The organism is Kineococcus radiotolerans SRS30216 = ATCC BAA-149 (assembly GCF_000017305.1).
In the GTDB taxonomy this organism is placed as follows: Bacteria; Actinomycetota; Actinomycetes; order Actinomycetales; family Kineococcaceae; genus Kineococcus; species Kineococcus radiotolerans.
The window spans coordinates 3,034,320-3,048,083 of sequence record NC_009664.2; the positions used below are offsets into that span (position 1 = coordinate 3,034,320).

Genomic DNA, 13,764 nt, shown 5'->3' on the forward strand with positions numbered 1-13,764 from the left:
GTCCTGGCCGTCAGCCCCGGTCGGGCCCGGGACGGGCGCGGGCCAGCAGGCCCGCCAGCGCGGGCGCGGCCAGCAGCATCACCAGCAGCCGCAGCACCTGCACCGAGAGCACGAACGTCGCGTCCGCCCCGGACCCCACGGCCGCGGCGAGCACGGCGTACAGCCCGCCCGGCGTCGTCGCGAGGTAGGTGTCGAGCTCCGGCAGGCCCGTCGCGCGCGAGAGCAGCACCCCCAGCCCGGCGCTGCCGAGCACGCCGACGACGACGAGCGCGACCGCCGCCGGCAGCACCCGGGCCACGGTGAGCAAGCTCGCCGGGGTGAACCGCAGGCCGATCTGCAACCCGATGAGGGCGTAGGCCACCTGCTGCACCGGGTCGGGGACCACCGCCGCCCCGGACAGGCCCGTCAGGGACGCGACCGCGGCCAGCAGCAGCGGGCCCAGCAGGGTGTGGGCGGGCAGGTGCGCGCGCCGCCCCAGCCAGGGCCCGGCCAGCCCGCACACCACCACGAGCAGGACCCCGGCCCACGGGTCCCCGGCGGGAGCCGCCGCACCGCCCGTGGCCCGCACGCCGAAGACGACGTTGAGGACCACCGGCAGCGACAGCACGACGAGGAGCACCCGCACGTACTGCACGACGGCGACGACGCGCTCGTCCGCGCCGAGCTGGCGGGCGATGACGACCAGCCCGCTGGCCCCGCCGGCGACGAGGGCGAACGCCCCCGTCACCGCGTCCAGGTCGCGGTGGCGGCCCAGCACCCACCCCGTCCCCAGGCTGAGCAGCAGGGTGGCGAGGGTGACGAGCAGGACGGGCAGCCAGTGCTCGCCCAGGGCGGCCAGCGTCGAGAGCTGCACGAGGGTCCCGATGGTCACCCCCACCGCGGCCTGCCCGGCCGTGCCCAGCCGGGCCGGCAGCGGGAAGGGGCGGGGCAGGCACAGGGCGTCCAGCAGGCCCACGGCCAGCCCCGCGAACAGGGCGGGGGAGGGCAGCCCGGCCCGGGCGAGCAGCAGGGTCGCCGCCGCCGTCGCCGCGGCCAGGGCCAGCGCGTGCGGGACCGGCGCGCGCCGGGCCCGCGGGGGGCGGGGCACTACGGGCGGGGGAGGGTGGCGGTGGTGCGTTCGGAGGCGACGACGGACGCGGACAGGGTCGCGAGGTCGGGGGTCAGCACGAGGGACCCGGTGCGGGCCCAGGCGGCCAGCGGCCCCGCCACGACGTCGCCGGGGCCGGCGTCGGTGAGCAGGCGCACCCGCGCCGGCCAGCCCGCCCCGGCCGCGGCGGCCCCGTCGAGCAGCTCCGGGTGGGTCAGGGTCCGGCCCTGCGCGGTCTCCAGCGCCGGGTCGTCCGGCCCCGGTGCGCGCACCGGGGCGTGGGTGTCGCCGTAGCCGGTGACGACGCGGGCGTAGTCCAGGACCCCGTCGGGCAGGGGCGCGCCGAAGCTCGTCGCGAGCGGGGCCAGCGCGACGGCGACGCGCTCCAGGGAGGCGTGGCGCGCGGCCGCCCCCGCCAGCACCCCCGCGTCGGCGGAGACCAGGACGTCGGCGGGGCGGTCCGCCCCCAGGCGCACCGCGGCGCCGGTGGACCACACCGCCAGCTGCAGCACCAGCGTCTTCCAGTGGGTCGGCAGGTCGAGGGCGACGAGGGAACCGGGGCCGACCTCGAACTCCTCCTCGAGCAGGTTCGCGGTCTTGGCGACCCACGTGGAGAGGACGCGCGCGGACAGCTCCACGCGCTCGCCGGTCCGGGCGTGGTCGCCGCCGTAGAACGTCAGCCGGGGGGCGGTGGGGTCGTCGTCCACCAACGAGCGCAGCAGCGCGGGCACCGAGCGGGGGGAACCAGGGAGCACGCGGTCACCGTACGCGCGCCTCGGCGCGGTGGCGCCGCGTCCGGCGCGCGTGCCGGGGCGGGGCGCCGGCGGCGGTAGCGTTCCGCGGCGTGAGCACCCCCCTGACGCCCCCCGCCGGCACCGCGGCGGGGACCGTCCTGACGCGGGTGCCCGTCGTGCTGGCCGCCGCCGTCGCGGCCCTGACCGCGGTCGCGGTGCCGCTGGTCCTGCTGGACCTGTGGACCCCGGCCGTCGCGGTGCCCGTCGGCCTCGTCGCCGCCGTCCTCGCCGGCCGCCTCGCGTGGGGGGTGCCGGCCGTCGCGGCGGGCTGGTGGGCCGCCGGCGGCAGCCTGGCCATCGCCCTGGCCGGCGGGCTGTGGGCGGCGCTCACCCACGCCGAGCACGTCGTGCTGCGCCGCGACGCCGGGTCGCTGGCGCTCTACGCCCACCACCTCGCCACCCGCCACGGCCTGCCCGTCGACCCCGACCTCGCCGCCCTCGGCGGCGCGGCGGCGCTGGCCGACCCCAACCTCACGATCGCCTCGCCGGCGTTCTACGAGGTCGGCGACCACGTCGTCCCGCAGTTCCTGCTCGGCGCGCCGGCGCTGTACTCGCTGGGGGAGTGGGCCGGCGGCTGGACGGGCCTGTTCGTCGTGCCCGCGCTCCTGGGCGCGGCCGGGATCCTCGCCCTGGCCGGGTTCACCGCCCGGGTCGCCGGCCCCCGCTGGGCGCCGCTGGCCGCGGGCGCGTTCGCGCTGGCCCAGCCCGTCCTGCACGCCAACCGCTCCACCTACTCCGAGCCGCCCGCGCTGCTCGTCCTGGTCGGGGCCGCGTCGCTGCTGGTGGCGCTGGTGCCCGCGACGGGACGCACCGCGGCCCGCCTCGGCGGCGGGGCGGGGCTGCTCCTCGGGGCGTGCGGGTTCGTCCGCATCGACTTCCTGCGCGAGATCGCCGTCCTCGTCCCCGTCGTCGCGGTCCTGCTCGTGGCGCGCCACCCCGGGGCCCGGGCGCTGCTGGCCGGCACGGCGGTGTCCTCGGTGCTCGCGGTGGCCGCGGCGCTGCTCACCTCCCGGCCCTACCTGGGGACGATCGCCGGGTCGCTGCTGCCGCTGGTGGCCGGGCTGGTGCTGCTCTGCGCCGTCTGCGCCGTCCTCGTCCGCCTCGCCCGCTCCGGGCGGCTGGCCCGCCTCCGCTGGCTGACCGGCGAGCGCCTGCCGACGGTGCTCGCCGCGCTGCTCGCGGTGGTCCTGCTCGTCCTCGCCAGCCGCCCGCTGTGGCTCGTCGTGCGCCAGGACCCGCAGGACCCCGGCAGCCGGCTCGTCGCGGGCCTGCAGCTGGCCCAGGGGCTGCCCGTGGACGGCGGGCGCACCTACGCGGAGCACTCCGTGGACTGGGTCGCCTGGTACCTGGGCTGGCCCGCGGTCGTCCTCGCCGGGGCGGCGGCCGTCCTGGCCCTGCCGCGGCTGGTGCGCGCGGTGCAGGGCGTCAGCCCGCTGCCGGTGTGGACCGTGCCCTACGTGGTGGCGATGGGCTCGACGCTGCTGACGCTCTACCGCCCCGGGATCACCCCCGACCACCCGTGGGCCGACCGCCGCCTCGTCGTCGTCGTGCTGCCCGCGGTGGTCGTGCTCGCCGTCGTCGCGGCGCGCGCGGTGGTGCGCCGCTACGCCCACCAGCGGCTCACCGCGCTGCGGGTGGCGATCGCCGCGGTGCTGCTGCTCGTGCCCGCCGCCGTCGCGACGCTGCCCGTGGCGGCCCAGCGCAGCGAGGCCGGGCAGCCGGCGGCCGTGGCCGAGGCGTGCGCGAGCTTCGGCGGGGACGACGTGGCCCTCGCCGTGGACCCGCGCTCGCGCAACGAGTGGCCGCAGGTCCTGCGCGGGACGTGCGGGGTGCCGAGCGCCTCCGTCGTCGTCCCCACGGCGTCCGGGGCCCCGGGCAGCGAGGAGTACTGGGCGACGCTGGGGGCCGCGGTGGAGCGCGCGGCGCAGCGCGTGCGCGCCGCGGGCGGGAACCCGGTGCTGGTCGCGGCGGGCGGGGACACCGACCCCGTGCAGGTGCTGACCCGGCTCGGCGTCGCGCAGCCGCGCGTGGTCACCTCGATCCGCACCGGCGAGGACGAGCGGGTGCTGGAGGAGCGTCCCGACGGCCTGCAGCGCATCGACGTGCGCCTCGTCACCGGCGTCGCGCCCGCCGCCGCCGCGCCCGCCGCTGGGTAAGCTTCGCCCGCCATGCCTGTCGAAGACGCTTCCCTCGCCGCGGTGACCTCCCCCGCGCCCACCGCCACGATCGTGCTGCCCTGCTACAACGAGGAGGCGCACGTCCTGCTGGAGATCCAGCGGATCACGAAGGTGATGGACGACGACGGCATGCCCTACGAGCTGCTGGCGATCGACGACTGCTCCACCGACGACACGCTGGCGGTGCTGCGCTCGGTCGAGGCCGACTACCCGCACCTGCGCGTGGTGGGCTTCCGCCGCAACGGCGGGTCGGGGACGGTGCGCCGCATCGGCACCCAGATGGCCCGCGGCGAGATCGTCGTGTGGACCGACGCGGACATGTCCTACGAGAACGAGCGGATCCCCGAGCTGGTGCGGGTCCTGCTCGAGGACGACTCCTACGACCAGGTCGTGGGGGCGCGCACCACCGAGGAGGGCACGCACAAGGCGCTGCGCGTGCCGGCCAAGTTCGTCATCCGCAAGGTCGCCGAGGTCCTCGCCCACCAGCGGATCCCGGACCTGAACTCCGGGCTGCGCGCGTTCCGCCGGGAGGTGTCGCTGCCCTACCTGCGGCTGCTGCCGGCCGGGTTCTCCTGCGTCACGACGATCACGCTGTCGTTCCTGTGCAACCAGCACGACATCAAGTACGTGCCGACGACCTACGCCAAGCGCGCCGGGACCTCGAAGTTCCACTTCACCAAGGACGCCTACCGCTACATCCTCCAGGTGCTGCGGATGATCATGTACTTCGAGCCGCTGCGGGTGCTCATGCCGCTGGCGCTGTTCCTCTTCGGCCTCGGGTTCGTCAAGGGGGTCGTGGACATGGTCCGGCACCCCTTCTACTTCCCGGCCAACACCGTGCTGCTGCTCGTCTCCGGCCTGCTCATCGGGGCGGTCGCGCTGCTCGCGGACCTCGTCGTGCGCTCCCGCGACGACGGCGCGCGCACCCGCGACGACGGCGCGCGCTCGCGGGAGGACGCCGCGTGAGCGGTCCGGCCACCCCCGCCGGGTTCCCGCGGGTCGTCGTGGTGGGCCCCGCCCACCCGGCCAAGGGCGGCACCGCCGTCCACACCACCGAGCTCGCCCGGCACCTGAGCGCGGACGCGGAGGTGAAGCTCGTCTCCTGGGCGCGCCAGTACCCGGCGCTGCTCTACCCCGGCGAGCCCGGGGTCCCCGGCGGTGTCCCGGAGGTCGCCGAGTTCACCCCCACCGTCCGGCCGCTGGCGTGGGACTCCCCGGCGTCCTGGGTCCGCACCGGCCGGCGCGTCGCCGCCGCCGACCTCGTCGTGCTCACCCACGTCGTCCCGCTGCAGGTCCCGGCGCTTCTGGGCGTCCTCGCCGGGCTGCGCTCGGCGCGCTCGGCGGCGCGGACGGTCGTCGTCGCCCACAACGTGCTGCCCCACGAGCCCCGGCCCGGTGACGCGCTGCTCGTGCGGCGGCTGCTCACCTCCGTCGACGGCGTCGTCGTGCACTCCCAGGAGCAGGCCGCGCTGGCCCACGCCCACGGCGCCCGCCGCGTCGTCGTCGCCGACCTGCCCCCGCACCTGCCCGGGGGCCCCCGGATCGACGCCCCCGCCGGGTCGAGGGTCCCGCGCGACGGCGGGGTGCGGCTGCTCAGCCTGGGCGTCGTGCGCGACTACAAGGGCGTCGACCTGCTGCTGGAGGCGCTGCGCGAGGTCCACCAGCGCGGGTTCGACGCGCGCCTGACCGTCGCCGGCGAGCTGTGGGGCGAGGCGGGCCGCCGGGTGCGCGAGCTCGCCGGGGCCCCCGGGCTGCGCGGCCACGTCGAGCTGCGCGAGGGCTACGTCCCCGCCGCGGAGCTGCCCGCCCTGCTCGCCGCCCACGACGCCCTGGTGCTGCCCTACCGCTCGGCCACCGCGTCGCAGAACGCCGTCCTCGCCTTCGCCCACGGGCTGCCCGTCGTCGCCACCCGCGTGGGGACCTTCCCCGCCCAGGTGCGCGACGGCGTCGACGGCGTGCTCGTCGAGCCCGGCGACGTCGCCGCGCTGGCCGCGGGCGTCCTGCGCCTGGCCGACGGCGGTCTGGAGCGCCTGCGCGAGGGGGTCCAGCCGCCCGACCTCGAGGAACCGTGGGACCGCTACCTCGGGGCGCTGGAGGAGGCCGCCCGGGGCGGGACGGCCGCCGCCCCGCCCGGCGGGCGGCTGCTGGCCGTGGCCAAGCGCGGCGCCGAGCACGCCCTGTGGGCCCGCGTCGGGGTCCAGCGCCGCGTGGGGGAGCAGCTCGGCGCCCGCCGCCTCGCCGCCGCCCCCGAGCGCCGGCCGGTGCCCAGCGGGGTGCCGCGCACCGGTGTCCTGCACGACGCCGCCGAGGTCGCCGACGCCGTCGCCCAGGCGAGGCGGCTGCGCCTGCCCGCCCACCCCGACGCCCCGAAGAACTGGGACGCCCTGGGGGCGGTGGCCGCCGTCCTGACCCTGGCCGACGACGGCTCCCGCCGCGCCCGCGTCCTGGACGCGGGCTCCGCCCGGTACTCCCCGGTCCTGCCGTGGCTGCGGCTGTACGGCTTCGGCGCCGAACGGGGCGCGCTGGCCGGGATCAACCTGGAGTTCGGCGCCACCGTCCACCGCGACGGGGTCGAGTTCCGCCGCGGCGACGTCACCGACACCGGCCTGCCCGACGCCTCCCTGGACGCCGTCACCTGCATGTCGGTCATCGAGCACGGCGTGCCCGTCGCGGCGTTCCTCGCCGAGACCGCCCGGATCCTGCGCCCGGGCGGGGTGCTGGCGCTGTCCACCGACTACGACCAGGACCCGCCGGACACCACCGGGGTCACCGCCTACGGCGCCCCGGTGCGGATCTTCTCGCCCGCCGACCTGCGGGACCTGGTGGCGACGGCGGCCGCGCTGGGGCTGGAGCTGGTGGGGGAGCTCACCGACGAGGTGCTCGCCCACCCCGAGCGCCCCGTGCACTGGACCCGCACCGGGCTGGACTACACGTTCGTCCTGCTGACGTTCGTCCGGCGCTGAGGTGCTGAACCGGCTCCTGGCCGTGCTGCGCTCGCCCGTCCTGCGGGCCGGGTTCCTCGTCGTGGCGGTGGCGCTGGCCACCGCCTACGTCTGGCGCGACCGGGAGGCCATCGCCGACGCCTGGTCGCGCCTGGACGCGGCCTCGGTGGGGCTGGCGGCGCTGCTGTCGCTGGCCAACGTGGCGCTGTCGGGGGCCTCCTGGCGCGCGGTGCTCGCCGACCTCGGCTCCCCGCTGCCCCGGCGCGCGGCGGCCCGGGTCTTCTTCGTGGGCCAGCTCGGCCGCTACGTCCCCGGCACCGTCTTCCAGTTCGTCGCCCAGGCCGAGCTCGCCCGCGACCACGGCGTGCCGCGCCGGCGCACCGGGTCCGCGCTCGCCGTCGCCCTGCTCGTCTCGATGACCACGGCGTGCCTGCTCGTCGCCGGGGTGCTGCCGTTCGCGCTGCACGGCCGGGAGCTCCGCGGCTGGGAGTGGACGGGCTGGCTGCGCTGGCTGACCCCGTTCCTGCTGGTCCTGCTCGTCCCGCGGGTCCTCAACCCGCTGCTGACCCGGCTGCTGCGCCTGGCCCGGCAGGAACCCCTGGAGCACCCCGTCACCGGGCGCGGGCTGCTCGCCGCGGCGGCGTGGGCGGTGGCGTCGTGGGTCGCGGTGGGCCTGCAGGTGTTCGTGCTGTCGGCCGCCGTCGGGGTCTCCTGGCCCACCGGGCCCGCGCTGGCCCTCGCCGTCGGCGGGTACGCGCTGGCCTGGATCGTGGGGTTCCTGGTGGTGCTGGCCCCCGCGGGGGCCGGGGCGCGGGAGCTGGTGCTGGGGGCGGTCGTGGCGCTGGCGGCGGGCCCGGGGGCGGCGGCCGTCGTCGTCCTCGGCTCGCGGGTGCTGCTGACCCTGGCCGACCTGGTGCTGGCCCTGGGCGCCCTCGCCGGGCACCGGGTGCGCCCGGCCGGGCGGGTCCGGACGCCCCCGCCCCCGGACGCCTGACCCGTCCCCGCCGCACCCGCACCTCCTCCCGCCGACGCCGGGGTCTCGGGCACGTCACGATCCCGGGCCACGCCCGGTTCTGAGTGGTGACCCTCCGGAGGCGGCGGCAGGGTGGTCCGTCGACGTCCGGACCGACGACGCGTGGAGGCGAGGCACCATGTCCGAGCAGCAGCCCGGGACGACCGACCGGCTCAAGCGCCGCTCCCTGCTGGCCACCCTGGCCGCGGCCCCCCTGGCCCCGGCCGTCCTCTCCGCCTGCAGCACCGGCGAGAGCGTCGACACCGGCGACGACGGGGGGACCGGCGGGGGTGCGGGGGGCTTCGTCGCCGCCATCAGCGCCCGGCCCGACCAGTACGACCCGCACAAGACGACCGCCTACGCCAGCTTCCAGGTCCTGGAGAACGTCTACGACACCCTCGTCGTCCCCGGCGCGGACGACCTGTCGATGCAGCCGTCGCTGGCCACCGACTGGGAGACCAGCGACGACGAGCTCACCTGGACGTTCACCCTGCGCGACGGCGTCACCTTCCACGACGGGTCGCCGTTCACCGCCGAGGACGTCGTGTTCTCCTACCGGCGCATCATCGACCAGGACCTCGCGAACTCCTCGCGCTTCGCGACCGTCGCGGAGGTGTCGGCCCCCGACCCCACGCACGTCGTCGTCTCGCTGACCTCCCCGACCCCGAACCTGCTCTCCCGCCTCGGCGGGTTCAAGGGCATGGCGATCCTGCCCCGCACCGTCGACGAGGCGTCGCTGACGACGGCCGCCGTCGGCACCGGGCCCTTCCGGCTGGAGAGCACCTCGGCCGACGAGATCTCGCTGAAGCGGTTCGACGGGTACTGGGGCGAGGCGCCGCGGGTCGGCGGCCTGACGTTCCGGGTCGTCCCCGAGCCCGCCGCGGCGCTGACCGCGCTCACCGGCGGGCAGGTGCAGTGGACCGACAACGTCCCCCCGCAGCAGGTCGAGAAGCTCTCCGGCGACGACTCCGTCGAACTCGGCCGGGTCGCCAGCGTCGACTACTGGTACCTGGCGATGAACTGCGCCAAGGCCCCGTTCGACCAGGTGGACGTCCGGCGCGCCGTCGCCTTCGCCCTGGACCGCGAGGCCGTCACCGAGGCCGCGAAGTTCGACACCGCCCGGGTGAACCAGACCGCGATCCCCGAGGCCAGCGAGTGGTACCACGACTACGCGCCCTTCACGACCGACGTGGACCGGGCCAGGCAGCTCCTCGCCGGCGCCGGGGTCGGCGGCCCGCTCACGATGGGGCTGATGGTGACGTCGGAGTACCCCGAGACGGTCACCGCGGCGCAGGTCGTCGCCAGCCAGCTCGAACCCCTCGGCATCACCGTCGACATCCAGACCGAGGACTTCGCGACCTGGCTGGACCGCCAGGGCCGCGGCGACTTCGACGCGTTCGTGCTGGGCTGGCTGGGCAACATCGACCCCGCGGACTTCTACGAGGACCAGCACCGCACCGGCGGGTCGAACAACTACCAGAAGTACTCCAACCCCGTCACCGACGACCTGCTGGACCGGGCGAAGGTGGAACCGGACCAGGCCGCCCGCAAGGCGCTGTACGACCGGGCGGCCGAGCAGATCGTCGACGACGTCTCCTACCTCTACCTCTACAACCCCGACGCCGTGCAGGCGTGGGAACCGGGGATCACCGGGTACGAGGTCCGCGCCGACAAGGCGGTGAACTTCGACACCGTGACCCTGCCGTCGTGAGCGGGGTCGCCCTGCGGCGCACGCTGCAGGCGCTCGTCGTCCTGCTGGGGGTGTCCGTCGCCACGTTCGCCCTGGTCCACCTGGTGCCCGGCGACCCGGTCCGGCTCGCGCTCGGCACCCGGTTCGACCAGGCGACCTACGACGCGCTGCGCGAGCGGGCCGGGCTGGACCAGCCGCTGCTCGCGCAGTACCTCTCCTGGATCGGGCACGCCGTCACCGGCGACCTCGGGGTGAGCTTCCGCTCCGGGGACCCGGTGACCGCGCTCATCCTGGAACGGCTGCCCGCGACGCTGTCGCTGGCGCTCGCCTCGATCCTGGTGGCGCTGCTCATCGCGATCCCGCTGGGGACCGCCTCGGCGCTGCGGCCGCGGTCGCTCGTCGACGGGTTCGGGACGGTGGTCAGCCAGATCGGCATCTCGGTGCCGGAGTTCTGGATGGGCATCATGCTCATCCTCGTCTTCGCGGGCACCCTGGGCTGGTTCCCCGCCAGCGGGTACGTCCCCCTCGGCGAGGACCCCGCCGGGTGGCTGCGGTCGCTGGTGCTGCCGGCGGTGACGACCGGGCTGGTGTCGGGCAGCGTCCTGACCCGGTTCACCCGCTCCAGCGTCCTGGAGGCGCTGGGCGCCGAGCACGTCCGCACCGCGCGCGCCAAGGGCCTCGGCCCGCGGGCGGTGCTGAGGGGGCACGTCCTGCGCAACGCGATGCTGCCGCTGGTGACGGTGACGGGGGTGCAGCTGGCGTACCTGCTCTCGGGGGTCGTCGTGGTCGAGATCGTGTTCGCCTGGCCGGGGCTGGGGCAGCTGGCGCTGCAGTCGGTCCAGGCGCGGGACTACCCGGTGCTGCAGGGGGCGGTGCTGCTGTTCGCGTTCGTGTTCCTCCTGCTGAACCTCGCGGTGGACCTGCTGTACTCCAAGCTCGACCCGAGGATCGCCTCGTGAGCGCCGTCGACGCGACCCCGCCGGTGCGGGTCCGCCCGCGCCGGCGCGGGGGGTGGACCGCGCTGCGGCTGCTGCTCTCCTCACCGCCGGCCGCGTTCGCCGCGGTGGTGCTGCTCGGCGTGGTCGCCCTCGCCCTCCTCGGGGAGCGGATCGCGCCCACCGGGGCCAACGAGGTCTCCGTCGAGGACCGGCTGCTGCCGCCGGGGCCCGGGCACTGGTTCGGCACCGACGACCTCGGCCGCGACGTGCTGAGCCGGGTGGTGCTGGGGGCGAGGGTCTCCCTGCAGGTCGGGGCCGTCGCGGTGGGTTTCTCCCTGGTGTGCGGGGTGCTGGTGGGGTTGTTCGCCGGTTTCCACGACGGCTGGCTGGACACCGTCCTCATGCGGCTGATGGACGTCCTGTTCGCGTTCCCGGCGATGCTGCTGGCCATCGCGGTCATCGCGGTCCTGGGACCGGGGACGACGAACGCGATGATCGCCATCGGCGTCACCTACACCCCGGTGTTCGCCCGCGTCACGCGCTCGGCGGTGCTGGGGGTGCGCGAGAGCGTGTACGTGCGCGCGTCGCGCTCGATCGGGGCCTCGGACCTGCGGCTGCTGTTCCGCCACGTCCTGCCGAACGCGGCGCCGCCGATCATCGTCCAGACCTCGGTGAGCCTCGCGTTCGCCGTCCTGGCCGAGGCCGCGCTGTCCTTCGTGGGGCTGGGCACCCAGCCGCCGGCGCCGAGCTGGGGACGGATGCTGTCGGAGGGGCGCGGGTACGTCGACCTGGCCTGGTGGATCGCGGTGTTCCCCGGGCTGGCGATCGTGCTGCTGGTGCTGTCGTTCAACCTGCTCGGGGACGGTCTGCGCGACGTGCTGGACCCCCAGCAGCGCAGCGCGCTGCAGGCCGGGAAGCGCGGGCCGGGCCGACGGAGGGGGAAGTCGTGGACGTCCTGGAGGTGCGGGACCTGCGGGTCTCGATGGAGACCGCGCGCGGGACCGCGCGGATCGTCAACGGGCTGGACTACTCCGTGGCCGCGGGGGAGACCGTCGCGGTGGTGGGGGAGTCGGGCTCGGGCAAGAGCGTCTCGGTGATGGCGCTGCTGGGGCTGCTGCCCGGGCACGCGCGGGTCGGCGGCCGCGCCGAGTTCGAGGGCCGGGACCTGCTGGCGATGTCGGAGGCGGAGCTGCGCACGGTGCGCGGCAACGGCATCGGGACGGTGTTCCAGGACCCGATGACGTCGCTGAACCCGGTCCTCACCGTGGGCCGGCAGCTCACCGAGGGGCTGCTGGCGCACCGGAAGGTCCCCTCGCGCCGGGCGGCCCGGGAACGGGCGGCGCAGCTGCTGGCCGACGTCGGGCTGCCGGACCCGCGGGGGTCCCTGGACCGCTACCCCCACGAGCTGTCCGGGGGGATGCGCCAGCGCGTCGTCATCGCGATCGCGCTGGCCGGGGACCCGCGCCTGCTCATCGCGGACGAGGCGACCACGGCCCTCGACGTCACCGTGCAGGCGCAGATCCTCGACCTCGTGGCGCGGCTGCAGGCCGAGCACGGCACGGGCGTGGTGTGGATCACCCACGACCTCGGGGTCGTCGCCGGCACCGCCGACCGGGTGCTGGTGATGTACGGGGGGCGCTGCGTGGAGGACGGCGGCGTCGACGACGTGTTCGACGCCCCCGCCCACCCCTACACCCGCGGGCTGCTGGGGTCGCTGCCGACGCTGCACGACGGCCCCGGGGAGACCCCCGACCTCGTCGCGATCCCCGGCACCCCGCCCCCGCCCACCGACCTGCCCGCGGGGTGCGTGTTCCACCCGCGCTGCCCCGTGCGCGGCGACGAGCGGTGCGCCACCGAGCAGCCCCCGCTGGTGCGGGTCGGGGGGAACGGCCCCGTCCCGCACCGGGCGGCGACGTTCTACGGCTCCCGCGTCCAGGAGGTGCGGCCGTGAACGGCGCCGGTGACGTCCTCGTGCGGGCGAGCGGCCTGCAGGTCCACTTCCCCGTCCGGTCGAAGGGGTTGCGGCGCCGGGCGACCGGCGCGGTCCGCGCGGTCGACGGGGTCGACCTGGAGATCCGCCGCGGGGAGACGCTGGGTCTGGTGGGGGAGTCCGGGTGCGGGAAGTCGACGCTGGGCAACGCCCTGCTGCGGCTGGTGGAACCCACCGGCGGCACGGTGGAGTTCGACGGCGCGGACGTCACGGCGATGTCGCGCTCGGCGCTGCGCTCGCTGCGGCGGCGGGCGGTGGTGGTGTTCCAGGACCCCTACGCCTCGCTGGACCCGCGGATGACGGTGGGGCAGACCGTCGCGGAACCGCTGCAGGTCCACGGGTTGCACCGGGGGGCGGCGGCGCGGGCGGCGCGGGTGGCGGAACTGCTGGAGCTCGTCGGGCTGGACCCGTCGGTCGCCGCGCGCTACCCGCACGAGTTCTCCGGCGGCCAGCGCCAGCGCGTCGGCATCGCCCGCGCCCTGGCGGGGGAACCGGACTTCGTCGTCTGCGACGAGGCCATCGCGTCGCTGGACGTCAGCGTGCAGGCGCAGGTGCTGAACCTGCTGCGGTCGCTGCAGCGCCGGCTGGGGCTGACGCTGCTGTTCGTCTCCCACGACCTCGCCGCGGTGCGCCACCTCTCCGACCGGATCGCCGTCATGTACCTGGGGCGCGTGGTGGAGGTCGCCAGCGCGCCCGACCTCGCCGCCGCCCCGCAGCACCCGTACACGCAGGCACTGCTGTCGGCGGTGCCGCTGCCCTCGCCAGCGCGCGAGCGCGCCCGCGAGCGCATCGTGCTCACCGGTGACGTGCCCTCGGCCTCGAAGGTCCCCTCGGGGTGCCGGTTCCGCACCCGCTGCCCGCGCGCGTTCGCCCCCTGTCCCGACGTGGACCCCGCGCTGCAGGAGGTGCCGTCGGCGTCGCCGGCGGGGCACGTCGCGGCGTGCCACCTGCACGGCGTCGTCGGGGTCCCGGAGCCCGCCGACCCCTGAACCGTGCCCCGTCCGTGGTCGAACCGTGATGCGGCCGAGCGCGTTCCGAGTGGCGGGGGGCACCGGTGCGTGGTGTCGTGGTTCCCAGACGAGAACGTGCATCGTCCGGTCTGCAGCAGATGGACCACCCCGAGCGGGTCGTGTT

General features: G+C 76.4%; 10 protein-coding genes and 1 pseudogene. 9 read left to right on the forward strand and 2 right to left on the reverse strand.

The window, feature by feature from the left end:
• Positions 1–10: 10 nt before the first annotated feature.
• Positions 11–1,087: an AbrB family transcriptional regulator gene (locus KRAD_RS14545; protein WP_012086386.1), complete on the reverse strand. Its 1,077-nt coding sequence runs from the start codon at positions 1,085–1,087 to the stop codon at positions 11–13.
• Positions 1,087–1,842 (reverse strand): TIGR03089 family protein, encoded by a 756-nt coding sequence (locus tag KRAD_RS14550; RefSeq protein ID WP_083782074.1) that lies wholly within the window; start codon positions 1,840–1,842, stop codon positions 1,087–1,089. Before KRAD_RS14550 ends, KRAD_RS14545 begins: the two co-directional genes overlap by 1 nt.
• Positions 1,843–1,931: 89 nt before the next feature.
• Here KRAD_RS14550 and KRAD_RS14555 point away from each other — a divergent pair, with 89 nt between their 5' ends.
• From KRAD_RS14555 to KRAD_RS14595, 9 genes and pseudogenes are all read left to right on the forward strand, one after another.
• The gene (locus KRAD_RS14555) at positions 1,932–4,037 is read left to right on the forward strand and encodes a hypothetical protein (RefSeq protein WP_012086388.1); all 2,106 of its coding nucleotides are present in this window, start codon (positions 1,932–1,934) and stop codon (positions 4,035–4,037) included.
• Between the two features lie 12 nt (positions 4,038–4,049).
• Complete coding sequence (locus KRAD_RS14560; RefSeq protein ID WP_012086389.1) at positions 4,050–5,024, forward strand: glycosyltransferase family 2 protein; 975 nt, start codon at positions 4,050–4,052, stop codon at positions 5,022–5,024.
• The gene (locus KRAD_RS25705) at positions 5,021–7,021 is read left to right on the forward strand and encodes a glycosyltransferase (RefSeq protein WP_012086390.1); all 2,001 of its coding nucleotides are present in this window, start codon (positions 5,021–5,023) and stop codon (positions 7,019–7,021) included. Before KRAD_RS14560 ends, KRAD_RS25705 begins: the two co-directional genes overlap by 4 nt.
• A 1-nt stretch (position 7,022) precedes the next feature.
• Positions 7,023–7,994, forward strand: coding sequence for a lysylphosphatidylglycerol synthase domain-containing protein (locus tag KRAD_RS14570; protein WP_012086391.1), 972 nt, complete (start codon positions 7,023–7,025; stop codon positions 7,992–7,994).
• A 157-nt stretch (positions 7,995–8,151) separates the two neighbouring features.
• Positions 8,152–9,723 carry an ABC transporter substrate-binding protein gene (locus KRAD_RS14575; RefSeq protein WP_012086392.1) on the forward strand — a complete coding sequence of 524 codons (1,572 nt, stop codon included), beginning with the start codon at positions 8,152–8,154 and terminating at the stop codon, positions 9,721–9,723.
• On the forward strand, positions 9,720–10,661 hold the full coding sequence (locus tag KRAD_RS14580; protein WP_012086393.1) for an ABC transporter permease: 942 nt from the start codon (positions 9,720–9,722) through the stop codon (positions 10,659–10,661). Before KRAD_RS14575 ends, KRAD_RS14580 begins: the two co-directional genes overlap by 4 nt.
• A gap of 23 nt (positions 10,662–10,684) precedes the next feature.
• Positions 10,685–11,551: pseudogene (locus KRAD_RS14585) on the forward strand (ABC transporter permease); the annotation flags it as partial.
• A 71-nt stretch (positions 11,552–11,622) separates the two neighbouring features.
• Positions 11,623–12,591 (forward strand): ABC transporter ATP-binding protein, encoded by a 969-nt coding sequence (locus KRAD_RS14590; RefSeq protein ID WP_083782267.1) that lies wholly within the window; start codon positions 11,623–11,625, stop codon positions 12,589–12,591.
• Positions 12,588–13,619 carry an ABC transporter ATP-binding protein gene (locus KRAD_RS14595; protein WP_012086396.1) on the forward strand — a complete coding sequence of 344 codons (1,032 nt, stop codon included), beginning with the start codon at positions 12,588–12,590 and terminating at the stop codon, positions 13,617–13,619. Before KRAD_RS14590 ends, KRAD_RS14595 begins: the two co-directional genes overlap by 4 nt.
• The last annotated feature ends 145 nt before the right edge of the window (positions 13,620–13,764 follow it).

What these genes read in the sequence shown, in the direction of transcription:
- KRAD_RS14575 (WP_012086392.1), top strand. Translation starts at nt 8,152, where the DNA reads ATGTCCGAGCAGCAGCCCGGGACGACCGACCGGCTCAAGCGCCGCTCC.
- KRAD_RS14560 (WP_012086389.1), top strand. Translation starts at nt 4,050, where the DNA reads ATGCCTGTCGAAGACGCTTCCCTCGCCGCGGTGACCTCCCCCGCGCCC.
- KRAD_RS14590 (WP_083782267.1), top strand. Translation starts at nt 11,623, where the DNA reads ATGGAGACCGCGCGCGGGACCGCGCGGATCGTCAACGGGCTGGACTAC.